Annotated in this window: 20 protein-coding genes; 5 read left to right on the plus strand and 15 right to left on the minus strand. The window is 66.8% G+C overall.

The annotated features are described in order from the left end of the window. Nucleotides 1-102 precede the first annotated feature (102 nt). Nucleotides 103-1,146, plus strand: coding sequence for a LacI family DNA-binding transcriptional regulator (locus GNX95_RS07075; protein WP_163506313.1), 1,044 nt, complete (start codon nt 103-105; stop codon nt 1,144-1,146). On the opposite strand, the gene GNX95_RS07080 is transcribed toward GNX95_RS07075, so the two are convergent. From GNX95_RS07080 to GNX95_RS07115, 8 genes are read right to left on the minus strand one after another with little or no spacing between them, the layout of a single operon-like run. Further along, complete coding sequence (locus GNX95_RS07080; protein ID WP_163506314.1) at nt 1,143-2,033, minus strand: alpha/beta hydrolase; 891 nt, start codon at nt 2,031-2,033, stop codon at nt 1,143-1,145. The two genes, GNX95_RS07075 and GNX95_RS07080, sit on opposite strands and share 4 nt — an antisense overlap. An 11-nt stretch (nt 2,034-2,044) precedes the next feature. Next, complete coding sequence (locus tag GNX95_RS07085) at nt 2,045-2,650, minus strand: TetR/AcrR family transcriptional regulator (protein WP_163506315.1); 606 nt, start codon at nt 2,648-2,650, stop codon at nt 2,045-2,047. Then, nucleotides 2,647-3,411 (minus strand): enoyl-CoA hydratase family protein, encoded by a 765-nt coding sequence (locus tag GNX95_RS07090; RefSeq protein ID WP_163506316.1) that lies wholly within the window; start codon nt 3,409-3,411, stop codon nt 2,647-2,649. Before GNX95_RS07090 ends, GNX95_RS07085 begins: the two co-directional genes overlap by 4 nt. 9 nt (nt 3,412-3,420) lie before the next feature. Next, the gene (locus GNX95_RS07095; protein WP_163506317.1) at nt 3,421-4,578 is read right to left on the minus strand and encodes an acyl-CoA dehydrogenase family protein; all 1,158 of its coding nucleotides are present in this window, start codon (nt 4,576-4,578) and stop codon (nt 3,421-3,423) included. Continuing rightward, a complete protein-coding gene (locus GNX95_RS07100) occupies nt 4,575-6,515 on the minus strand; it encodes an acetyl/propionyl/methylcrotonyl-CoA carboxylase subunit alpha (RefSeq protein ID WP_163506318.1) in 1,941 nt (646 codons plus the stop codon). Before GNX95_RS07100 ends, GNX95_RS07095 begins: the two co-directional genes overlap by 4 nt. Before the next feature lie 5 nt (nt 6,516-6,520). Beyond that, a complete protein-coding gene (locus GNX95_RS07105; RefSeq protein ID WP_163506319.1) occupies nt 6,521-8,116 on the minus strand; it encodes an acyl-CoA carboxylase subunit beta in 1,596 nt (531 codons plus the stop codon). Continuing rightward, a complete protein-coding gene (locus GNX95_RS07110) occupies nt 8,113-9,294 on the minus strand; it encodes an acyl-CoA dehydrogenase family protein (RefSeq protein ID WP_163506320.1) in 1,182 nt (393 codons plus the stop codon). The genes GNX95_RS07105 and GNX95_RS07110 overlap by 4 nt, the downstream gene beginning before the upstream one ends. Then, entirely contained in the window at nt 9,249-10,946 is a 1,698-nt protein-coding gene (locus GNX95_RS07115; protein WP_187369605.1) for an acyclic terpene utilization AtuA family protein, read from the minus strand. Before GNX95_RS07115 ends, GNX95_RS07110 begins: the two co-directional genes overlap by 46 nt. 176 nt (nt 10,947-11,122) lie before the next feature. Between GNX95_RS07115 and GNX95_RS07120 the strand changes: the two genes are divergently transcribed. Then, complete coding sequence (locus GNX95_RS07120; RefSeq protein WP_163506321.1) at nt 11,123-12,067, plus strand: hypothetical protein; 945 nt, start codon at nt 11,123-11,125, stop codon at nt 12,065-12,067. 17 nt (nt 12,068-12,084) lie between these two features. Here the strand turns inward: GNX95_RS07120 and GNX95_RS07125 are convergent, their stop codons facing one another. Continuing rightward, nucleotides 12,085-13,503: an aminotransferase-like domain-containing protein gene (locus GNX95_RS07125; protein WP_163506322.1), complete on the minus strand. Its 1,419-nt coding sequence runs from the start codon at nt 13,501-13,503 to the stop codon at nt 12,085-12,087. Between the two features lie 63 nt (nt 13,504-13,566). On the opposite strand from GNX95_RS07125, the gene GNX95_RS07130 reads away from it, so the two are divergent. Together GNX95_RS07130 and GNX95_RS07135 are read left to right on the plus strand one after the other, a co-directional pair. Then, nucleotides 13,567-14,664, plus strand: a complete 1,098-nt coding sequence (locus tag GNX95_RS07130) for a pyridoxal phosphate-dependent aminotransferase (protein WP_163506323.1) — start codon at nt 13,567-13,569, stop codon at nt 14,662-14,664. A gap of 449 nt (nt 14,665-15,113) precedes the next feature. Next, entirely contained in the window at nt 15,114-15,467 is a 354-nt protein-coding gene (locus GNX95_RS07135; RefSeq protein ID WP_163506324.1) for a hypothetical protein, read from the plus strand. Between the two features lie 7 nt (nt 15,468-15,474). On the opposite strand, the gene GNX95_RS07140 is transcribed toward GNX95_RS07135, so the two are convergent. Genes GNX95_RS07140 through ectA form a run of 3 tightly spaced genes read right to left on the minus strand, consistent with a single transcriptional unit; the run spans nt 15,475 to nt 17,590 of the window. Continuing rightward, nucleotides 15,475-15,870, minus strand: coding sequence for an ectoine synthase (locus GNX95_RS07140; RefSeq protein ID WP_163506325.1), 396 nt, complete (start codon nt 15,868-15,870; stop codon nt 15,475-15,477). Nucleotides 15,871-15,887: 17 nt separating this feature from the next. After that, nucleotides 15,888-17,138: a diaminobutyrate--2-oxoglutarate transaminase gene (gene ectB / locus GNX95_RS07145; protein WP_163506326.1), complete on the minus strand. Its 1,251-nt coding sequence runs from the start codon at nt 17,136-17,138 to the stop codon at nt 15,888-15,890. Next, nucleotides 17,135-17,590, minus strand: coding sequence for a diaminobutyrate acetyltransferase (ectA, locus tag GNX95_RS07150; protein WP_246281628.1), 456 nt, complete (start codon nt 17,588-17,590; stop codon nt 17,135-17,137). Before ectA ends, ectB begins: the two co-directional genes overlap by 4 nt. Nucleotides 17,591-17,840: 250 nt before the next feature. Here ectA and GNX95_RS07155 point away from each other — a divergent pair, with 250 nt between their 5' ends. After that, complete coding sequence (locus tag GNX95_RS07155; protein ID WP_163506328.1) at nt 17,841-19,325, plus strand: alpha/beta hydrolase; 1,485 nt, start codon at nt 17,841-17,843, stop codon at nt 19,323-19,325. On the opposite strand, the gene GNX95_RS07160 is transcribed toward GNX95_RS07155, so the two are convergent. The 3 genes from GNX95_RS07160 to GNX95_RS07170 form a co-directional block, all read right to left on the minus strand. Then, entirely contained in the window at nt 19,318-20,205 is an 888-nt protein-coding gene (locus GNX95_RS07160; RefSeq protein WP_187369606.1) for an AurF N-oxygenase family protein, read from the minus strand. The genes GNX95_RS07155 and GNX95_RS07160 overlap by 8 nt on opposite strands. Nucleotides 20,206-20,347: 142 nt before the next feature. Continuing rightward, nucleotides 20,348-21,589, minus strand: coding sequence for a DUF445 domain-containing protein (locus GNX95_RS07165; protein ID WP_222853441.1), 1,242 nt, complete (start codon nt 21,587-21,589; stop codon nt 20,348-20,350). Nucleotides 21,590-21,613: 24 nt separating this feature from the next. Then, on the minus strand, nt 21,614-22,387 hold the full coding sequence (locus GNX95_RS07170; protein ID WP_163506329.1) for an SDR family oxidoreductase: 774 nt from the start codon (nt 22,385-22,387) through the stop codon (nt 21,614-21,616). Between the last annotated feature and the right edge of the window lie 29 nt (nt 22,388-22,416).

Raw genomic sequence — 22,416 nt, forward strand, 5'->3', positions numbered from 1 at the left:
CACCTCCCGGATAGAAAGCGCTTTCTATATGATAGAACCTATGATCCGGAGTGGCGGTCTGTCAACGGCCCGCCGCGGACCTGACCGAAGGCGGTGACCGAGATGGTCGAACCGGCGACCGAACGCGCTGGCTCACCTGCCACGCTGGCCGACGTGGCACGCCTGGCCGGCGTCTCACCGGCAACCGTTTCGCGTGTTTTGAACGGAAACTACCCGGTCTCCAAAGCCACCGCAGCGCGCGTCGAGAGCGCGGTGGCCGAGCTCAGCTATGTCGTCAACGGCAACGCTCGCGCACTCGCCGCCGCCACCTCCGACCTGGTCGGCATCGTCGTCAACGATGTGGCCGACCCGTTTTTCGGCCTGATCGCCAGCGGCATCCAGGACGAGACCGGCGGCGCCGACGTGCTCGCCATCATCGGCAACACCAACGGCGATCCCGGCCGCGAGCTGCGCTATCTCACCATGTTGCGGCGCCAACGCGCTCGCGCGGTGGTGCTGACCGGCGGCACGGTGGACGACTCCGGCCACCTGCAGGCACTCGCCAAGCAGGTCAACGCGCTCATCAGCTCAGGCTGCGCTGTCGTGCAGTGCGGCCGGCCACCGCTGGCCGACGCACCTGGTGTGTCCACTGTGGACTTCGACAACCGCGGCGGTGCGTACGCGCTGACCTCGCACCTGATCAGCCTCGGCCACCGCAGGATCGGCTACATTTCTGGTCCGGCCGGCCGCACGACGACGAGGCTGCGGCTGGCCGGTCACCGCCAGGCGATGGCCGACCACGGCCTCGACGGACCGGTGTTGAGTGGCGTTTTCAGCCGTACGACGGGCGAAAACGGCGCCGCTGAACTCCTGCAGCGTGACAGCGGCCTCACCGCGCTCGTCGCCGGCAACGACACGATCGCGCTCGGCGCGTGCACTTTCCTGCACTCGCAAGGACTTTCGGTGCCGGACGACATGTCCGTCGCCGGCTATGACGACCTGCCCTACAGCGCCGACGCCGCGCTGACGACCGTACGGCTGCCACTCACCGAGGCCGGCCAGATCGCCGGCCGGATCGCGCTCGGCCAGCAGCCGGCACCGTCCGCCGGCGTCTTTCCCATCGGCGCCGAGCTGATCATCCGCACGTCCACGGCACCGCCGCGTTAGAGCATGTCCTTCAGCAGCGCGAAACTCCGGTCTGTCGCGCGCCTGGCCACGGGAATGTCCCCCATCGTCAGGAAACCGTGGATCATGCCGTCGACATGCAGTTGCTCGACGCGTACGCCGGCCGTGCGCAACGCATCCGCGTATGCGGTCCCCTGGTCGCGCAACGGGTCGTACTCGACCGTGACCACGAGCGCCGGCGGCAGCTCGGCGAGCTTTTCGAACAACAGCGGCGATGCTCGCGGATCCATCGGATCAGGCGCATATGCCCGGCCGAAGAGCTTCAGCGCGCGGCGGTCCAGGACATAGCCGTCGGCGTACTTCGGACCGGACGGATATTTCCGGGACAGGTCCGTTGTGGCATAGAACAACCCCTGCACGGCGATTTTCGGTCCGCTGTCGAGCAACTGGCCGCTCACCACGGCCGCGAGGTTGCCGCCGGCGCTGTCGCCGGCCACCGCCAAGCGCTCCGGATCGCCGCCAAGCTCGTCGATATGCTCGCCGGCCCAGCGCGTCGCCGCCACCGCGTCCTCGACACCAGCCGGAAACGGATGTTCTGGCGCCAGCCGGTAAGCCACCGACATCACAACGGCATCGACATCGGCGCACAGCGTCCGACACGGACTGTCGTGGGTCTCGAGGTCGCCGAAAACCCAGCCGCCACCGTGAAAATAGACGACGGTCGGATGCGGTCCGGCTGTTTTCGGCCGATAGATTCGTACGCGGACGCCGTTGTCGATCCTGCGATCCTCCACCGCGCCGACCTCGTCGCGCGGCGCTTTCGCCGTCTGCACGCGATATGCCGCGCGGATCTCCTCGACGGTGGCACCTTCGGCGACCAGCGGCGGCATGCTCTCCATGGCGGCCTGGATCGTCGGGTCGACCGGCATCGCGACTCCTCTCAGCTGCGCACTGTCGCATCCAGCGTACGTGCCCATTGGCGCACGATCGGCGCTCGGCGCGCGCTGTCGTCGGTCAGCAGGTTGGCCAGGCCAAGGCCGCGCGCGAGGTCCAAGGTGGCCTGGACGGTCTCGCGTACGCCCGGAGTTTCCTCGTCGACACCCAGCAACTCGACCATCGCGCGATGCGATTCGCGTCCCAGCTCGGATTCCAGCGCCACGATCGCCACGCGCATCTGCGGCTCGGCGGCCGCGGCGACCCACAAATGCAAGGCGGCGCGAAAAAGTGGTCCGGTGTAGAGCTCGACGATCAGGTCCATGATCGCCTCGGTGCGCGGCACGTCCTGCGGAAGGCTCACCGCGCGATGCCGGATCTCGGCCATCCGGACCGCGCCGACATAGCGTACGGCCGCCAGGAAAAGCTCTTCCCTGGTCGGAAAATGATGCTGCGCGGCGCCGCGTGAGACACCGGCCCGCTCGGCCACCACCGCGACCGTGCTGCCGGCGAAGCCGCGCTCGGCCAGGCAGTCGACCGCCGCCTCCAGCAGCCGCTGCCGGGTGAGCCGGCTGCGGTCCTGCCGCGGTTCGCGTACGACCGGACCGGTCATTCGACGGCCCATCGCGGTGGCCGGCGCTCCAGAAACGCTCGCATTCCTTCGGCCGCCTCCTCCGAGGCGAACAGCCTGGCCGACTGCTCCTGCACGCGTACGCCATCGGCGTCCATTGTGGACACAAGCGCACGGCTCGCGACCACCTTCGACTCCGCCAGCCCTTGCGGCGAGCATGTCCGCAGCTCGGCAAGGATCTTCTCGGTCTCAGAGCGTACGTCCGCCACAGCGACGGTGACCAAACCGATCCGCTCCGCCTCCGCCGCGTCGAACTTCTCGCCGGTGAGGTAATAGCGGCTCGCCGCGCGCTCGGTCATCCGCGACTGCGTCACCAACGAGATGACCGCCGGCGCGAGGCCGAGCCGCACTTCGGTGAAAGCAAAGGAAGACGCCGGACCAGCGACGACGATGTCGCACGAGCCGATCACGCCGAGACCGCCGGCTCGTACGTGACCGTCGATCCGCGCGATCACCGGTTTCGGCAGCGCGGCGATCGACCGCAGCAGCGCGAGCATGCTGGCAGCCGCGCCGCCACCTCCGACGGCCTTGCCTGCCGTTGTCAGATCGGCGCCAGCACAGAAAGTGCCACCTGTGTGCGTCAGGACGATCGCGCGGATGCCGTCGTCCTCCGCCGCGGTAGCGAGATGATTTTCCAGCTCACTCACCAACTGTGCGGACAGTGCGTTGCGATTGTGCGGTGAATCCAGTGTTATCGTCGCGACGGCACGGTCGACCTCATAATGCACAAGTTCGTCGGTCACGACTCTCCTTTAGTACGACTTGGGCAGGCCGAGCGAAAACTGCGCCACGAAGTTGAGGATCATCTCGCGGCTCACCGGCGCGATGCGGCCGACGCGCGACGCGGTGACCAGCGACGCGACACCGTACTCCGCCGTCATTCCGTTGCCGCCCAACGACTGCACGGCCTGGTCGACCGCCTTCACGCAGGCCTCGGCTGCCGCGTACTTCGCCATGTTGGCCGCCTCACCGGCCGCCATGTCGTCGCCGCTGTCATAGAGGAAGGCCGCCTTCTGCATCATCAGCCGCGCCAGCTCCAGCTCGATCTTGGCCTGCGCCAACGGATGCGCGATGCCCTGGTGCGCGCCGATCGGCGTCTTCCAGACCGTACGCTCCTTGACATACTTGGCGGCTTTTTCCAGCGCGTGCCTGGCGATCCCGGAGGAAAACGCGGCCGCCATCACGCGTTCGGGATTCAGGCCGGCGAAAAGCTGCATCAGTCCGGCGTCCTCGGTGCCGACCAACGCGTCCGCCGGCAGGTGCACGTCGTCCAGGAAAAGCATGAACTGCCGGTCCACCGACACGATCTCCATGTCGATTTCCTTGCGTTCGAAGCCCTTCGCGTTGGTCGGCACGATGAACAGCACGGGCTTGAGCTTGCCGGTTTTGGCGTCCTCTGTCCGGCCGACGATCAACACCGCGTCGGCCACGTCAACTCCGGAGATGAACACCTTCTGGCCGGACAGCACCCATTCCGTCCCGTCCTTGCGCGCGGTGGTGGTGAGCCGGTGCGAGTTGGAGCCGGCATCCGGTTCGGTGATGCCGAAGGCCATCGTGAACGAGCCGTCCGCGATCGCCGGCAGATAGCGCTTTTTCTGGTCCTCGGTGCCAAACCGGTTGATGACCGTGCCGCAGATCGCCGGCGACACGACCATCATCAGCAGCGGGCAGCCGGCCGCACCGAGCTCCTCCAGCACGATCGACAGCTCGCTCATGCCGGCGCCGCCACCGCCGAATTCCTCCGGGATGTTGACCCCGATGAAGCCCTGTTTGCCGGCCTCCTGCCACAGCTCGTGGCAGTATTCGCCGGCCCGCGCCTTCTTCCGGTAGTAGTCATAGCCATAGCGCCGGCCCAGCTCGGCGACCGCGGACCGCAGCGCCTTTCGCTCCTCGGTCTCGACGAAACTCACGATCCGCTCTCCTCCGCGCGTACGACGGCCAGCACGGCCCCGATGTCCACCTGCTGTCCAACGTGGACGGACAGTTGCTCGAGCACGCCGTCGACCGGCGCGTTGACCTGGTGCTCCATTTTCATCGCCTCCAGCCACAACAGCGGCTGTCCGGCACGTACGCGGTCGCCGGCGGCGGCCGCCAGCCGGACGATCGATCCCGGCATCGGCGCCGTGAGCGAGCCGGCGACGGCCTCCGCGCCAGGCGTGGCGAAGCGGCCGATTCTGTGCAACTGCGCCGACCCCGCCGCCGAGTCGACACATCGCAGGTCGCCATAGCGCGCGACCGCGAAGTGCCTCCGCAGGCCGCCAACGGTCAGCACGGCCGCATCGGACGTCGCCTCGACCAGCTCAACATCCGGATAGCCAGCAGCCGCCAAGCCGTCACGCGTCATCTGATATGACACAACGAAATCGTCGTATTTCTTTTCGATCGGCGCTGACACGACGTTGCGCCAGCCGATCGGTGTCTCCGGATCTCGGCGGTTTGCCGCGGCATCCGCGAGAGCGGCGGCGAGAGCCGCGAGCCTTGCCTCTTCGCCTTCCAACAACGGCTGGAAAACCTCCGGATGCCGGTCGAGGAAGTCGGTGCGTGTCTGGCCGGCGAGAAAGTCCGGAGAGGTCAGCACGCGTACGAGCAGATCGCGGTTTGTCCCGACGCCGTGAATCGTGGCTTTTCGCAGCACACCGGCCAAAGCCGTGGCCGCGTCGGCACGTGCCGGCTGATACGCGATCACCTTCGCCAGCATCGGGTCGTAGAAGATGCCGACCTCGGATCCGCTCTCCACACCGGAATCCAGCCGCAGGCCGTGCCGCCACAGCTCGAACTGCGCCGCCGGCCGCGCCAGACCAAAGCGATGCAGCGCACCGGTCTGCGGCTGCCAGTCGGCGGACGGATCCTCGGCATAGAGCCGCGCTTCGATCGCATGGCCGCTGGCCGGCGGCATCTCGCCGAGTGGCTCACCGTTGGCGATCCGCAGCTGCGCGCGTACGAGATCAACGCCGTGCACGCATTCGGTGACCGGATGCTCGACCTGCAGCCGCGTGTTCATCTCCAGAAAGAAAAACTCGCCGTCGTCGGTGGCCAGAAACTCGACCGTGCCGGCGCCGCGATAGTCGATCGCCCTGGCCGCCGCGACCGCCGCCTCGAGCAGTTTCTCGCGCATCCGCGGCACAGTTGACACCAGCGGCGACGGCGTTTCCTCAATGATCTTCTGGTGCCGCCGTTGGATCGAGCACTCGCGCTCCTGCATGGCCCACACGGTGCCGTGCGCGTCGGCCATGACCTGCACCTCGATGTGCCGGCCGGTCGGCAGATAGCGCTCGCAAAACACGCTGCCGTCGCCGAAAGCCGATGCCGCCTCGGCAGCAGCCGCCGTCAGCTCGGCCGGCAGATCCGTCAGATCGCGTACGATCCGCATGCCCCGGCCACCGCCGCCGGCAGACGCCTTGATCAGCACCGGCAGATCCGCCGGCCGCACGTCAGCGGGATCGAGCCGGTCGAGCACCGGCACGCCAGCCTTCGCCATCAGCTCCTTCGACGCGATTTTCGAACCCATCGCGTCGATCGCGGCCGCCGGCGGACCGATCCACACCAGGCCGGCGTCCTCGACCGCCCGCGCGAACGCCGCGTTTTCCGACAGGAAGCCATAACCAGGATGCACCGCGTCCGCGCCGGACTGCTTCGCCGCGGCAATCAACGCATCCACGTGCAGATACGTGTCCGTGGCTGCGTTTCCTGCCAGTTGTACGGCAGTGTCCGCCTCACGTACGTGCGGCGAGCCAGCGTCGGCATCGGAAAACACCGCGACCGTCGCCACACCGAGCGAAGAGCACGTATGGAAGACGCGCCGCGCGATCTCACCGCGGTTGGCCACCAGGACCGTCGTGATCGGCATCCCACTCACATCCTGAAGACGCCGAAGCCGTCGGCTCCGCGTACCGGTCCATTGTGGATCGCCGACAGACACAGGCCGAGAATCGTCCTGGTGTCCCGCGGATCGATCACGCCGTCGTCGTAAACCCAGCCGGACAGGAACATCGCCAGCGACTCGGCCTCGATCTGGTTCTCCACCGCGGCGCGCATCGCCGCGTCGTTCTCGTCGCTGTATGGCATGCCTTTGGCTTCCGCGGAAGCTCTGGCCACAATGGACAGCACACCGGCCAACTGCTGCGGACCCATCACCGCGGATTTGGCACTCGGCCAGGAAAACAGGAAGCGTGGATCGTACGCGCGGCCGCACATGCCGTAATGGCCGGCACCGTAGGACGCCCCCATCAGGATCGACAGGTGTGGCACCTTGCTGTTGGACACCGCGTTGATCATCATCGCACCGTGTTTGATGATGCCACCCTGCTCGTAACTCGCTCCGACCATGTAGCCGGTTGTGTTGTGCAGAAACAACAAGGGCGTGTCGGACTGGTTCGCGAGCTGGATGAACTGCGCGGCTTTCTGCGACTCCTCACTGAAAAGGATGCCGCGCGCGTTGGCCAGGACGCCGATTGGATAGCCGTGCACGCGCGCCCATCCGGTCACCAGGCTGGCGCCGTACAACGGCTTGAACTCGTCGAAATCCGAGTCGTCGACGATCCTCGCGATCACCTCCCGCGGATCGAACGGCGTCTTCAGGTCCACCGGCACGATGCCGAGCAGATCGTCGGCCGAATAGCGCGGCGCGATCCGCGCCGCTGGTGCCGGACCCTGCTTGCGCCAGTTGAGCCGCGCCACGATCCGCCGCGCGATCCGCAGGCCGTCCGCTTCGTCGACCGCGAAATAGTCGGCCAGGCCCGATATGCGCGCGTGCATCGACGCGCCGCCGAGCGACTCGTCGTCGGAGTCCTCGCCGGTCGCCATCTTCACCAACGGAGGTCCGCCAAGGAAGACCTTGGACCGTTCGTTGATCATCACGACGTGGTCGCACATCCCCGGCACGTACGCGCCGCCGGCCGTCGAGTTGCCGAAGACGACGGCGATCGTCGGAATGCCCGCCGCGGAAAGCCTGGTCAGATCACGGAAAAGCTGACCACCGGGGATGAAGATCTCCTTCTGTGCCGGCAGATCGGCGCCGCCTGACTCCACCAGGTTGACCAGCGGCAACCGGTTTTCCTCGGCGATCTGCATGGCACGGCGGACTTTCCGGCCGGTGTAGGGGTTGCTGGAACCACCGCGCACAGTCGGATCGTGTGCCACCACGACGCACTCGACACCAGAGATCGTCCCGACACCGGTGACGATGCTGCCGCCGACAGCGTATTGCGTCCCCCAAGCGGCAAGGGGCGACAGTTCGAGAAACGCGCTGTCCTCGTCGATCAACAGCTCGATCCGCTCACGCGCCAGGAGCTTTCCGCGTTTTCGGTGTCGGTCCACATATTTCGGTCCGCCGCCGGCGACCGCCTTGGCGTGCTCGGCGTCCACCTCGGCGAGCTTGGCCAGCATCGCCTCGCGGTTGGCCGCGTACGCCTCGGACGCCACGTCCACCTGGGACTCGAGCACGGTCATGACGTGTATCCCAACCGCCGCGCCGCGAGGCCGGTCATGATCTGCGCGGCACCGCCGCCGATGTCCAGGATCTTCATGTCTCGGTAGTGCCGCTCCACTTCGGACTCACGCAGATATCCCATGCCGCCGTGCAGCTGGACGGCCTGGTCCACCACCCAGCTGCCAGTGGCGACGGCCGTGTTCTTGGCGAAACACACCTGAGCGATCAGGTCGGTCTCGCCGGCGACATGCCGCCGCGCGATCTCGCGCACGTACGTGCGTGCCACGTCGATCCGCTGCGCCATCTCGGTCAGCGTGTGCTGGACAACCTGCCGAGAGATCAGTGGCCGGCCGAAGGTCTCGCGCAGCCGGCACCACTGGACGGTCAGGTCGAGAGCGCGCTGCGCGGCCGCGTACGCCTGCACCGCCAACGAAATCCGCTCGGTCAGGAAGTGTTCGGCCAGCTGATAGAAGCCGGTGTTCTCGGCACCGACCAGGTTCGCTGCCGGCACGCGTACGTCGGCGAACGAGAGCTCGGCTGTGTCCGAGCACAACCATCCCATTTTCGCCAGCTTCTTCGACACTTTGAAGCCAGGTGTGCCTTTTTCGATCACCAGAAGTGAAATTCCGTGCGCGCCAGGACCGCCGGTGCGCACGGCGGTCGTGACGAAGTCGGCGCGACAGCCGGAGGTGATGAAGGTTTTGCTGCCGTTGACAACGTAGAACTCACCGTCACGCCGCGCGGTCGTACGCAGTGCCGCGACATCCGACCCGCCGTCCGGCTCGGTGATGGCCAGCGAGCCGATGAGCTCACCGGCCAGCGTTGGCCTGACCCAACGCTCGATCTGTCGCTGGTCACCGGCGGAAACGATGTGTGGCAAGGCAATTCCGCAGGTGAGCAGCGCGGCGATCAGTCCGCCACTGCCACCGGCGCCGAGAATTTCCTCGCTGATGGTGACCGAGTCCAGCAAGTCGCCGCCACCACCGCCGACGGCTTCTGGAAATGACGCGCCGAGCAACCCCAGATCGCCGGCCTCGCGGTGCAGCTCGCGCGGCACCTCGCCGGCCGCTTCCCATGCGTCCAACTCTGGCAGGACCCGCGACGTGACGAACTTCCGTACGGTCTCGGCCAAAGCCTGCCGTTCGTCGGTCGTCACAGCAACACCTCCGGAATGTCGAGGTGCCGAGAGCGCAACCATTCGCCGAGTCCCTTGGCCTGCGGGTCGAACCTCGCCTGTGACGCCACGCCTTGGCCGAGCAGGCCGTCGACCACGAAGTTCAACGCGCGCAGATTCGGCAGCACGTAACGCGAAACCGGCAGCTCTGCCGCTTCTGGCAGCAGCCGCTTGAGTTCCTCGACGGTCACCGCGCGTACGAGCCAACGCCAGGCCTCGTCCGAGTGGACCCAGAGGCCGACATTGGCCGATCCGCCCTTGTCGCCGCTGCGCGCATCCGCCACCATGCCGAGGGGCGCGCGCCGCGTCGGTCCGGTCAATTCCGCCGGCAGCGGTGGCTCGGCGAGATCGGCCAACGGCAACGTCTCCTTGGCGGCGGCCACCGAAACCCTTGATCCATCAGGCAAAATCGCGGTGTGTGGCACGGCGTCCACGTCGACGTACGCCGCCGTGTAGACACCGTATGGCGAGGCCTTCCCCGGCGGCGCGGTCACGAAAAAGCCCGGATAGCTGGCCAGCGCGAGCTCCACCGCCGCTCCGCTGAAGGCTCGTCCGACCTTGTCGGGATTGATGTCCTTGACCACACACCGAAGCAGCGTGCTCGCCTGCTCCTCGGTTTCGCCGTCCGGCAGGGCCGTACGCGCCAGCGTCCACCGCACCTCGGCCGGCGGCGCCGCCGCCAACGTGTCGGTCAGCTGCGCCTGCACCAGGTCGGCCTTGGCCTCGATGTCCAGGCCGGTCAACACAAACTCGACCTGGTTGCGGAAACCACCGAGGGTGTTCAGGCAGACCTTGAGGGTCGGCGGTGGCGGCTCGCCGCGTACGCCACTGATCCGCACGCGGTCAGTGTCCACTTGGGACAGTCGGATGGTGTCGAACCGAGCGGTGGCGTCCGGATTGGCATAGCGCGGGCCGCCGATCTCATACAGCAGCTGCGCGGTCACCGTGTCCACGGTGACCAGACCACCGGTGCCGTCGTGCTTGGTGATCACGCTCGTGCCGTCGGCATGCACCTCGGCGACCGGAAAACTCGGCCGGCGTACGTCGTGGCCGCGAAAGCCGGAGAAGTTGCCGCCGGTCGCCTGCGGACCGCACTCGATCACGTGACCGGCCACCACCGCCCCGGCCAGCGCGTCGTGATCGCCTTGCGTCCAGCCAAATCTCGCCACCGCCGGACCGACGACGAGCGACGCGTCGGTCACCCGGCCGGTGACGACGATGTCCGCGCCGGCGCGCAGGCACTCGGCGATGCCGAAGCCGCCGAGATACGCGTTGGCGGTCAATGGTTTCCCGAAGCCGAGTTCTTCACCGCGCGCGAGCAGGTCGTCACCGTCGACGTACGCCACCGAAGCCGACACGCCGAGCCGGTCGACCAGTTCATGGAGTTTCGCGGCCAGTCCGGCGGGATTGAGGCCGCCGGCGTTGGTCACGACGCGTACGCCCCGATCCAGCGCCAAACCGAGCGACTCTTCCATCTGTCGCAGGAAAGTCTTGGCATAGCCGAGGCTGGCGTCGGCCATCCGGTCGCGGCCGAGGATCAGCATGGTCAGCTCGGCGAGATAGTCGCCGGTCAGCACGTCGAGCGGACCGCCGGTCAACATCTCGCGTACGGCCGAGAAGCGGTCGCCGTAGAAACCCGACGCGTTGCCGATCCGCAGCACTTCCCCAGCCGTCATGCCTGGCAGCCTGCCGGGTCGGCGAGAAAAAATCAAGCGCGCATGCTTGTTTTAACGATCTAGTTGCCACAGATTGCACGGAACCCTCCCCGCACACCACAACTATGTGGTAAGTGTTGTTTTCGCATCAAATCCGACCGATCGGGAGTCGGGGTCGCGCGCCGTTGGAGGGACCCATGTCCACGCGCACCAGCCCAGCCGCGGTCGAGCGCGAGCGCGCTCTGGCGCGGTCACTGCGTACCGGACCGTTCCACGCCGCACTGCGGACCGCGATCGAATGCCGCGGATTGTCCTTGGCGCGCCTGCAATATCGGCTCAGCCAGCAGGGCGTCCAGGTCGCGCAGTCGACCCTCAGCTATTGGCAGCAGGGCATCCGCCGGCCGGAGCGGCCAGAGTCGCTGCGTGCGGTGACGATGCTGGAGGAGATCCTGCGGCTGCCGGCCGGATCGCTCACCATGCTGCTCGGCTCCCGCCGGCCGCGCGGCCGCTGGGTCAACCACGTGCCGGGTTCGCGGCAGCTCGCCGACGTGATGACCGGCACCCGCGAGGCCGTCGACCGGCTGCTGGTGGAGATTGGCTCCGCGCCAGGAAAAGTACGTATCGCCAGCCTGCACGAGTGTCTCTTCATGGACGCCGAAGGCCGGCTCGCGCGCACCGAGCTGCACCACGTCGTACGCGCCGCGACCGGCCGCACCGACCGGCTGGTGGCGCTCTATGCCGGCGATCCTGGTTGTGACGCAACGGAAATCGACGTACGCGCAACGGCCAACTGCCAGATCGGCCGGATCCGCCGGGACCGCGGCGAGGGCATGATCGCCGCCGAGGTGATCTTCGGCCGGCAGCTGGAACCAGGCGACACTCACGCGATGCGCTACGAGTTCGTCGACGGCACCGCGCGGTCGCCGTTTCCCGGTCATCGCCGCGGTTTTCCGTTTCCCGGCGGCCAATATCTGCTCTTCCTGCAGTTCGACCCGGCGCGCCAGCCGAGCCGCTGCGTCTACCAGCCGTCGCGTCCCGACCCGTTGCCGGTCGAGCTGCCGCTCGGTCCGCATTCCGCGGTGCACGTGCTGGAGGACGACATCCAACCCGGCGTCCTTTCCCTTACCTGCGAGTGGTCCTAGTGTCCTGCGCCAGGACACTAGACGGCCAGTGCCGCGCGACCCGGCACGGCGATGTCCGGTGGCCGATAGGTGCGCCACGCGGCGGCCAGACGGCGTACGGCGTCGGCCTGAACCTCGGCCGGCAGCCGGAAATGTAACCGGATCCGGTCCGCGCTCGCGCCGGACACGTCCAGGCCGGAGCCGGCCAGCACCGCCACGCCGTGCCGCATCGCCGCCTGCGCGAAGGAATCCCCGTCGCCGCAAGGCAACCGGACCCAGAGCGTCTGGCCGCCGCGTACGGCCGGCACGTGCCACTCTGGCAGAGCGTCGCTCAGGTCCTCGACCAGCGCGTCATGACGCCTCTGCAGCTCCGGTGCACGTCGGGCACAGATTTCGTCTAGGCGATGGAAAATCTCCGCCGCGGCGAGCTGCGCCGGCGTGTCACCGCCGATGTCCTGCACAGCCCTGATCCTGGCCAGCCTGGCGATCAGCGGGGCCGGCGCGCGGATCCAGCCGATCCGCAGGCCGCCCCAGACCGACTTGCTCAGCGAACCCAGGTTGATCACCGCGGCGCCGGTCATCAGCGGCGGCGTTTGTTCGCCAGGAAAAGCCAGATCGGCCGGCACGTCGTCGGCGACCAGCGGCACACCGGCGGCCTCGGCCTCGGCGGCAAGGCGCTGCCGTTCCAACGTCGACAGCACGAAACCGGTCGGATTGTGGAAAGTCGGGATGACGTACGCCAGCGCCGGCCGCTCTTTTCCCACCACGCCACGGAAGCCGGGCAGGCCAGGGGGAAGCGCGCGAAACACCGGCGCTTGCTCGCGCAACGTCTCCAACGCGCCGGGATAGGTCGGTGCCTCCAGGACAACGCGATCACCGGGACGTACGAAGGCGCGCGCCAGCAACGAAAGTGCCTGCTGGCCGCCGTTGGTCACCAGCACGTCGGCCGGCTCGGTCGGCACGCCGCGGCGGCTGTATCGCTGCGCGATCGCCTCGCGCAGCTCAGGACGGCCAGCCGGAAAATAGCCAATATCGCGCCGAATCTCACGCAGTCGCGAGGCGACCAGCGCGTACGCGTCGGCGACCTCCTGCGGCGGCTCGTCGGGCGCGGCGCAGGCGAACAGGATCGTCTCGTCGTCCTGCTTTTCCAGGTGATAGAGAAACATTGGTGCCGCGGTGGTGGTCGCGACCGGCCGCGGATCGCCGGTCACCTTCGTGCCACTCCCCTGCCGCCGCACGATCCGGCCGTCGACGCGCAACTGTTCGTACGCGGCGACAACCGTCGTGCGGCCGACCGCCAGCGCACCGGCGAGCACGCGGTCCGCCGGCAGCGGTTCGCCGGCCGGCAGCTCGCCCTCGTCAATGAGCTCGCGCATCCGCGCAGCGAGCAACAGGTAGAGCGGGCCGCGGCCGGACGACCAGCGGCCCAATCGCTCGGTCAGCTCGATTGGCTCCATCTCCAAACCAATTCTGCCGGATTGGCTCTACGGACGCCAGCCGAGCCGGCCGACCATCGACCTATGAGACGTCTTCCGGCAAACGAGATCATGTCGCTGGTCACCGACAACCCGCGCTACGAACTGGCCGAGAGTGTCGGTCCGGACCTGCGGCTGAGCGACCTGCTCGACGACACCGACCTGCCACTGAGCTATGGCAGCGCGGCCGGCGACCCGCGGCTGCGCGGGATCATCGCGCAAGCACATGGCGTCGATGCCGACGACGTCGTGCTGACTTTTGGTGGCATGCATGCGCTTTTCCTGCTGGCCTTCCTGACTTGCGAGCGAGGCGACCAGGCCGTCACCACCTCGCCGCTGTTTCCGGTCGCTCGCGGCAGTCTCGACGCCGTCGGCGCCGACGTACGCGTCGTGCCGCTCAGCTTCGACAACGGCTATCAACTCGATCTCGACGCGTTCGCCGATCAGCTGACACCGGCGACCAAGCTGGTCAGCCTGGCATCGCCGCAAAATCCGTCCGGCGTGGCATTGTCCGCCGAGACGTTCGAGGCTGTTGTGGCACTGGTGAGGGAAAAGTCCTCCGATGCGTACGTCATCGCCGACGAGACCTACCGAGAGGCGACATATGGCGACAACGCCGTCGCGCCGAGTGTGGTGACGCTCGATCCGCGCGTCGTTTCGGTGGCATCGCTGTCGAAATGCCATGGCGCGCCAGGTCTACGGTTGGGCTGGGCGATCAGCCAGGACCGCGCGCTGATCGACCAGCTCGTACGCGCGAAATTCGGCACCGTCCTGACCGGCTCACCGGTCACGGAAGCGCTCGCACTGCGGGTTTTCCGGAAATACGACCAGATCATGGCCGAGCGCCGCGCGGTGCTCGCGGACGGCCTGGCCGCGACCGAAGCCTGGGTCGCCGAGAACGCCGACCTGGTCGAATGGGTCCGGCCGAACGCCGGCGCCATCTGCTGCGTACGCCTCAAACCGGCGGTGCCGGTGGAGAGCTTCTATCGTACATTGGAAAAGTACGAGATCCGCGTCGCCAACGGCAGCTGGTTTGGCGAGGAACCACGGGTTTTCCGGCTCGGCTTCGGCTTCCTGCCGATCGAGGACCTCAAGGCCGCCTTCAAAGCCTTCACCGCCGCCCTCCGATCCGTGCACTCATGAACTCGACGTTGCTGACTTCATCGCCCGCGTGTCGCGTCAAACAACGTCGACCTCACCACCTCAAAAGTCTGCCTGTGGAAAACGACAGAAAGGGCTGACGCGTAGCGGACCATGGACTCATGACAACTCCCTTGTCACGGTCACAAGCGCGTGCACACGGCATCAGCGATCGACATTTGCGCGGACATCACTGGCGCCGTCGTTATCGCGGTGTCTACACACCAGTCAATGACGAACGAAGGAAAGCATATATCGCGCCTCTGGTTGCGGTTGGCCGCTATGCAGCGCTGAGCCATCTCTCAGCCGCAACTGTATGGGGTCTGCCACTGCCGGCCATGCAACGTGGCGACAGTCCTGTTCATGTGACCGTAGGGAACGGACCGAGGCCACGTCATCGCGATGGTCTACGTGTGCACGCGGGTCGGCTGGAAGCCTTTGAGGTTTGCGAGGTGGCAGGTCTGTCCGTCACGTCCGCGCCACGCACCTGGTTCGACCTCGCGGGAATGTGCGGCCACCATGACCTCGTTGCCATCACCGACGCCATCCTGCACGAGGGTATGAGCACGTTCGACGAGCTGCAGGCGGCGATCCGTCCCGGCCACCGCGGAGCCGCGCGTGCGCGGCTGAGCATCGCCGCGGCAGATGGCCGGTCCGAATCTGCTGGCGAGACGCGACTGCGGCTGCACCTGCATGCCGAAGACATCCTGGTCGTGCCACAAGTAAACATCCTGAACGACTTCGGCGCCGCAGCGAACAAGAGCCCCGCGCAAGTAGGTCGCCATCAGCGCCCGGCGACCGCCTGAGCAGCGGTCAGGCGCTTTCTTCGGTGATCAGGGGGTAGACGCCGTTTTCGTCGTGCACCTCGCGGCCGGTGACCGGAGGGTTGAAGACGCAGATCGTGCGCATGTCGGTCTTCGGCAGCAACTGGTGATGTTCGTGGCCGTCGAGCAGATAGAGGCTGCCGGGCCGCAGCTGGTAGGTCGTCCCGTTGTCCTTGTCGATCAGCTCGCCTTCGCCTTCGATGCACAACACCGCCTCGACGTGGTTGGCATACCAGAAATCGTTGACGGTGCCGGCATAAAGCACCGTCTCGTGCATGGAGAAGCCGACTTTTTCCCTTGCCAGGATGATTCTCTTGCTGCGCCAGTTTGGCGTCTGCACGTCCCGATCGGTCGCGTCGATCTCGTCCAGCGTGCGTACGATCATCGAGTCCTCCGTGGATCTCAGCCGACGACGGCGGCAACCGACTGCGACACCAGCCGCAGCCCCGCCTCCAGATCATCATCGCCGATGGTCAGCGGCGGCATCAGCTTGACGACCTCGCCGTCCGGGCCGGAGGTCTCCATCAGCAGGCCGCGTTCGAAGGCGGCCGCGCACACCTTGCCGGCCAGGTCGCCGGTCTCCATCGCCAGTCCGCGCGCCAAGCCGCGGCCTTTCGCCTGGAGGCCGAGGCTCGGATAGGTTTCGACGATCTCCTCGAGCGTACGGCCGATCGTCTCGCCCTTTGCCAGCGTGGCCTTTTCCAGCTTGTCGTCCTGCCAGTATTCTTCCAACGCCTTGGTGGCGGTCACGAATGCCGGGTTGACGCCACGGAAAGTGCCGTTGTGCTCGCCGGGCTCCCATACGTCCAGCTCCGGCCGGATCAGCGTCAGGGCGAGCGGAAGCCCATATCCGCCAATGGATTTCGACAGGCACACGACGTCCGGCGTGATGCCGGCGTCCTCGAAGCTGAAGAACGGACCGGTGCGGCCGCACCCCATCTGTACGTCGTCGATGATCAGCAGCATGCCGTGGCTCTTGCACAGCTCGGAAAGACCGCGCAGCCATTCCATCCGCGCGGCGTTGATGCCGCCTTCACCCTGCACGGTCTCGACGATGACGGCGGCCGGGTCGTTCAGACCGCTGCCGCTGTCTTCCAGCAGTTTCTCGAAAAACAGGAAGTCCGGCGTCTGGCCGTCGAAGTAGTTGTCGTACGGCATCGGGGTCGCGTGCACCAGCGGAATGCCGGCGCCACCACGCTTCATCGAGTTTCCGGTCACCGACAACGCGCCCAGCGTCATGCCGTGGAACGCGTTGGTGAAGTTGATGATCGCTTCCTTGCCGGTGATCTTGCGGACCAGCTTCAGCGCCGCCTCGACCGCGTTCGCGCCGGCCGGACCGGGAAACATCACCTTGTAGTCCAGGCCGCGCGGTTTGAGGATCAGCTCCTGGAAAGTCTCCAGGAAGTCGCGTTTGGCGACCGTACTCATGTCCAGGGCGTGCGTGACGCCGTCACGCATCAGGTAGTCGACCAGGGCGGCCTTGAGCACCGGATTGTTGTGACCGTAGTTGAGCGCGCCAGCGCCGGCGAAGAAGTCGAGGTATTCCCGGCCGTCCTCGCCGTAGAGGTGGCTGCCGACCGCACGGTCGAAGACCGTCGGCCAGCCACGGCAATAGCTGCGAACCTCGGACTCCAACGTCTGGAAAATGCTCACTTCGCTCCGTTCATCGGCGGGGTCTGCCAGGGACCTATCCGGTACAGGTCCTCGGCGTCGTGCTGGTCCGGGAAAAGGTCGTCGACGAACAGCGGCGACCGGTCGAGCGTGCAGCCCAGACGACGCGCCAGAGCGGCGAACATTCGCTGCGAGGCAACGTTGTCCGCGGTGATGGTCGTCTCCAGCCGGTTGGCGCGGCCGTCCAGCCGCTCGACCAGGTTGTCCAGCAGCGCGCCGGCGACGCCCCGGCCGCGAGCCTGCTCGTCCACCGCGATCTGCCACACCACAACGGTTTCCGGTGTGGACGGTCTCAGATATCCACTGACGAAGCCAACAACGTCGTCACCGAGCCGCGCCACCGCGGACGTCTCGGCGAAATCGCGGCACCACAGCAGATAGGCGTACGACGGGTTGACATCCAGGACCTGGGAATCCCTTGCCACACGCCACATCTGCCCGCCGTCGTCCAAGGTGGGACGGCTGATGCACACCTGTTCCACGGTATCCGTTCGCGTCGCCATGTTCATCGAAGCTAACAAAGGTCGGCGGATGTCTCATCTCAGGAAGGCCGCCATAACCGGCTTTTTGAATTTCAAACAGTGAGATGCTGCACAATTTTCGACCAGAAAACTTACGCTCCGTGGCTCGGGTTGACTAAAAGTCATGCTGGCGCGGCCGCGCGCATTGCTCTACGGTGCGCCCGTGATCATCCGATGCCTCGCGATTCTCACCATACTCGGCGCACTGCTCACCCCGACCGCGGCGAGTGCCACGTCACGGTTGGACTGGACAAGTTGCGGAAGCGACTTCGCGGGATTCGAGTGTGCGCGGTTGGCCGTGCCGATGGACTATCGCCAGCCCCGTGGCCGGCGGATCTCGATCGCGATGATCCGGCTGCCTGCGGCGGACCCGGCACACCGGATCGGCTCGCTGTTCACCAACTTCGGCGGCCCCGGCGCGGACGGGTACGAGAGCCTGCGCCAGTACGCTCACACCGCCACCTTCCCCGCGGCCGTACGCGCGCGCTTCGACCTGGTCAGCTTCGATCCACGCGGAATCGGCAGGTCAACGCCGGTGAACTGCTTCGCCAGCCAGGCCGAGCAGCGCGCCTACTTCGACCAGGTGCCGTACTTCCCCGACCTCAGCACGGCCGCCGAGCAGCGGTTCTATGCGCAGGCGGCGGAGCTGAGCCGGCGCTGCGGCGAACACGCCGGACCGCTGCTCGCGCACATGTCCACCGTCAACGTGGCGCGCGACCTGGATCGCATGCGGCAGGCGGTCGGCGAGGACAAGCTGACCTTCCAGGGCTTCTCGTACGGCACCGTCGTCGGCGCCACCTATGCCAACCTCTTCCCCCGCAACGTACGCGCGATGATCATCGACGGAACGCTCGACATGGTCGGCAACGCCGTCGGTCACGGCGACGAAGGACGCACGTTGTCGATCGGTACGCGGCAAGGTGTGGCCGATGCCGGACAGGAAGTGCTGTCGATGTTCTTCCGGCTGTGCGCGCAGGCCGGACCGAAATGCGCGTTCAGCAAAGGTGGCGACCTGCCGGCGAAATGGCTGCGGCTGCTGGATTCGGTCAAGCGCAAACCGATCGGCACGTACGACTATCCGGCCGTCTCCGGAGACGTCTACAACCTGCTCAGCGAGCCGATGACCGACTGGCCGAAACTCGGCACGCTGCTGCAGTCGTTGTACGACGGCAAACCGCCGGCGGCCTCGATGTCCTATGTGGACAATGGGTCCGAGGCGTATCCGACCGTCCAGTGCGAAGATGCCGATGCGCCAAGGAAACTGTCGACCTACACGGCGCTCGGCAAGACCGAGGACGTACGCATCCCGGCGTTTGGCCGGATGCAGGTTTTCGATCCGATGCCCTGTCCGACCTGGCCGGTGGCCGACCGCGACCGCTTCGTCGGCCCGTGGAACCGTTCGCTGACGCCGATTCTCGTGGTCAACTCGACGCACGATCCGTCGACGCCGCTGTCCGGTGCGGTGAAAGCCGTACGACAGCTGCGAAACGCGCGGCTGCTGGCCGTCGACGCACCTGGTCACACCGCGCTGCTTCGGCCGCGCAGTGCGTGCGCCGACGCGTACGAACTGACCTACCTGACGAGCGGACGGCTGCCTGCGGCCGGCACGACGTGTCCAGTCGACGAGCTGCCGTGGGGTCTCAGATGAGACCGGCGCGGCGCCACCAGATGCGGTCACGGGCGCTGATCATGCCGACCTCGTCGAGGTAGGCCATGATCTTCTCCCCCATCCAGCGGCGCGTCTCCAGGTAGTACGGGTTGGCCTTGGCTTGTTTCCGTGCGGCCACCGGATCCAGGCCGACCGACCGGTAGACCGACGGCTGGATGATGCTGTCCATCACGTAAAAAGCGACCACCGCGGTCAGATGCTGGTGCACCGCGAGCCCCACCTTGGAGTGCCGCGCCATCTGGCGCACCAGCTCCTCGCGCGCGAAGCGTACGTGCCGCGCCTCCTCGACCACGTGGATCCGGTTGACCATCCGCACCAGCGGCTGGATGTCCGGATCCTCCATCGACTCGCGCTGCAGCCGGTCCAGCGTCTCCTCGGCGACCAGCACGCCGGCGAACATGCTCGGACCGCTCGCGACCACGGTGAAGATCCGGCCGAGCTCGTGCACCAGCCGGGCCGGCTTGTATGACGGCGTGCCGAACTTCGCCGTCATCTTGGCGAACATCAGGCTGTGCCGGGTCTCATCGCCGATCTCGGTCAACGCGTACTGCGCGTGCGGCGTGCGCGGGTTGCGGTCGTAGATGTAGCGCGCCATCACCTGCATGAGGATCACCTCGAACCACAGGCCGACGCCAGCGATGCTGGCGACCTCGTGCTTGGACAGCTCGACGCGCTGGCGGTGGGTCAGCCGGTCCCACACCGGCGTGCCATAGAGCGACACGCGCTTGAACGGTGCGTACGGCAGGTCCGGATCGAGGTCACAGCTCCAGTCGACGTCGACATCGGGGTCGAAGGAGTTGCGCGCCGACGAGTCGAGGAGCCGGCTGGCGGTGCGTTCGCGATCTTGCAGCTGGGTCATCACGGCCTCCGCATACACGATACGTGCTGTAACACACATTCCGCCGTACGCCCGTCGCTGTCAAGAGCTCTCAGAGACTGTCCGGTGCCGGCAGGCGGCGTTTGGGCTCGGCTATCGCGTGCCTCAGTTCCCCAACAGTCTCTCAGCCGAGCAACACGAACACCTGCAGCTCGCCGACCAGGAAGCCGATCACCGCGCCGACCGTGATCAGCTTCCACTCGTCCTGCCGGAACGCCGGCCGCAGCAACTCCTCGAACTCCATCGGACTGAGCAGCTGCATCTTGCTGGCGATGGTGTTGCCGATGTCGAGCACGTCGCTGGCATAGCCGGCCGCCGGCATCACCGCGTCACGCAGTCGCGCCATCGCCAGCCGCGCCGCGCTCGCCTTCATCTCCTGATAGCGGCGCGATCCGACGGTGAGCACCACGAACGGCTTCGCGATGCTGGTCTGCTCGTCGATGATGTTCTGCACCTCGTGTTGTACGAGCTGGAAAACCCGGTCGGAGCGCGGCCCGGTCAGCATCGCCTCGACGACCGCGTCGGCGGTCAGCACCTCCTCTGCGATGAGGCGGCCGTAGTCGGCGGCGATCTGCTTGCGGCGGCGGTGGAACAGGCCCTGCCAGGTGACCAGGCCGAGGAACCGCGTCGGCTCGCGCGGATGGAAGATCATCTTCAGCGCCAGCCAGTCGGTCGCGCCACCGACCACCAGACCGAAGATCGGCATGATCCACGGCTCCTTGGTCAGTGCCCAGACGACGACCTGGACAAAGCCGAGGATGAGGCCGAAAACCAGGCCGCAGCGGGCGATGAAGGTGAACTCGGCCTTGGAGATGTCCCGGATCAGCCGGTTGAGCAGGTGCTTGTCGCGGGTGATGTTCTCGACCGCCATGGTGCGGATGTCGACGAAGCTCTCCACATCGGCCATCACTTCCTCGATCAGCTTCAGCGTGACGGCCGGCGCACGTGACTCCACATTGGACAGTACGAGCCGCTGCACGGCCGGCGGCAACATTTCCCAGATGCTCGGCTGATAACGCGCGAGCACGTGGGTCGCCACGTCCTCGACGACCTGGCGGAGCGGCGCCTCCATCTCCTTGGCGAGCCGCTCCGGATCGAGCCGGCTCACCACCTCCTGCGGGTCGAGCAGCCGGCCGAGCAGCAGGCCGGTCGCGATGTCGGCCATCCGGCGCGCGTTCTTGGGGACGATCCCCTGCCAGCCGAGAAACGGTGGGATGCCGACGAACTCGATCGGCCGGAACATCATGTCGATGGCGACGCGCTTGGTGACATAGCCGATGATCGCGGCGATGACCGGCATGGAGGCGTACACGAGCCAGTGTCGGGCCAGGTCCTGGCCAATCGCACCGACATCCACCGCGACCACCCCCGCTGACACCTTACCGGTGAGTCAGCTTCCAGCCGATGCCGCTTTCTGCAGCTTGCGCATCCCGGCGAGCCAGCCGTCCGGCTTGGTCGCGCGGTATTCGTAGTAACCCTTCGCCTCTGGATGCGGCAGGATCAGGAACTGGCCGGTTTCCAGCGCCGCGGCGACGGTGTCGGCGACCTCCTCCGGCTCGATCGCGCCGGCGGCGAGTACGGCTTGGCCGACCTCACCTGAGCCCGCCAGCATCGCGGTGCGTACGCCCTGCGGACACAGGCACTGCACGGTGATGCCGCGGTCCCCGTACGTGATCGACAGCCACTCCGCGAAGGCAACCGCGCCGTGCTTGGTCACCGAATACGGCGCGGCGCCGATCATCGTCAGCAGGCCGGCGGCCGACGCGGTGCTGACGAAGTGGCCGCGGCCGCGGTCCAGCCAGGCCGGCACCAGCTCACGCGCCGCGTACACGTGCGCCATGACGTTGACCTGCCACGCGGTCTGCCACTCGTCGTCGGGCGTGTCGAGACCGCGGCCCGCCGCCGTGCCGGCGTTGGCGAAGAAGATGTCGATCTCGCCGAGATGTTCGCGAGCCTTGGCCACCAGCTCCTGGTTGCCGTCAGGTGTGGACACGTCCGCCGCGACGCCGACGGCCCTGAGCGAGTCGGCCGTCTCGGTGACCGCGTCGGCGTCGAGATCCGCCAGTACGAGACGCGCTCCGTCGACGGCGAACCGGTGCGCCAAGGCCGCTCCGATGCCGCGCGCGGCGCCGGTGATGACGATCCCCGCTCCTGACAAATCCATGCTTTCCTCCTCGAGGGTCTGCGATCATT

The sequence above is a fragment of the Fodinicola acaciae genome (assembly GCF_010993745.1).
GTDB classification, from domain to species: Bacteria; Actinomycetota; Actinomycetes; order Mycobacteriales; family HKI-0501; genus Fodinicola; species Fodinicola acaciae.

Coding starts and splice junctions, on each gene's coding strand:
- GNX95_RS07075 (WP_163506313.1), top strand. CDS start 103: ATGGTCGAACCGGCGACCGAACGCGCTGGCTCACCTGCCACGCTGGCC.
- GNX95_RS07080 (WP_163506314.1), bottom strand. CDS start 2,033: ATGCCGGTCGACCCGACGATCCAGGCCGCCATGGAGAGCATGCCGCCG.
- GNX95_RS07085 (WP_163506315.1), bottom strand. CDS start 2,650: ATGACCGGTCCGGTCGTACGCGAACCGCGGCAGGACCGCAGCCGGCTC.
- GNX95_RS07100 (WP_163506318.1), bottom strand. CDS start 6,515: ATGCCGATCACGACGGTCCTGGTGGCCAACCGCGGTGAGATCGCGCGG.
- GNX95_RS07105 (WP_163506319.1), bottom strand. CDS start 8,116: ATGACCGTGCTCGAGTCCCAGGTGGACGTGGCGTCCGAGGCGTACGCG.
- GNX95_RS07110 (WP_163506320.1), bottom strand. CDS start 9,294: ATGGTTGCGCTCTCGGCACCTCGACATTCCGGAGGTGTTGCTGTGACG.
- GNX95_RS07115 (WP_187369605.1), bottom strand. CDS start 10,946: ATGACGGCTGGGGAAGTGCTGCGGATCGGCAACGCGTCGGGTTTCTAC.
- GNX95_RS07120 (WP_163506321.1), top strand. CDS start 11,123: ATGTCCACGCGCACCAGCCCAGCCGCGGTCGAGCGCGAGCGCGCTCTG.
- GNX95_RS07125 (WP_163506322.1), bottom strand. CDS start 13,503: ATGGAGCCAATCGAGCTGACCGAGCGATTGGGCCGCTGGTCGTCCGGC.
- GNX95_RS07130 (WP_163506323.1), top strand. CDS start 13,567: ATGAGACGTCTTCCGGCAAACGAGATCATGTCGCTGGTCACCGACAAC.
- GNX95_RS07140 (WP_163506325.1), bottom strand. CDS start 15,870: ATGATCGTACGCACGCTGGACGAGATCGACGCGACCGATCGGGACGTG.
- ectA (WP_246281628.1), bottom strand. CDS start 17,590: ATGTGGCGTGTGGCAAGGGATTCCCAGGTCCTGGATGTCAACCCGTCG.
- GNX95_RS07160 (WP_187369606.1), bottom strand. CDS start 20,205: ATGACCCAGCTGCAAGATCGCGAACGCACCGCCAGCCGGCTCCTCGAC.
- GNX95_RS07170 (WP_163506329.1), bottom strand. CDS start 22,387: ATGGATTTGTCAGGAGCGGGGATCGTCATCACCGGCGCCGCGCGCGGC.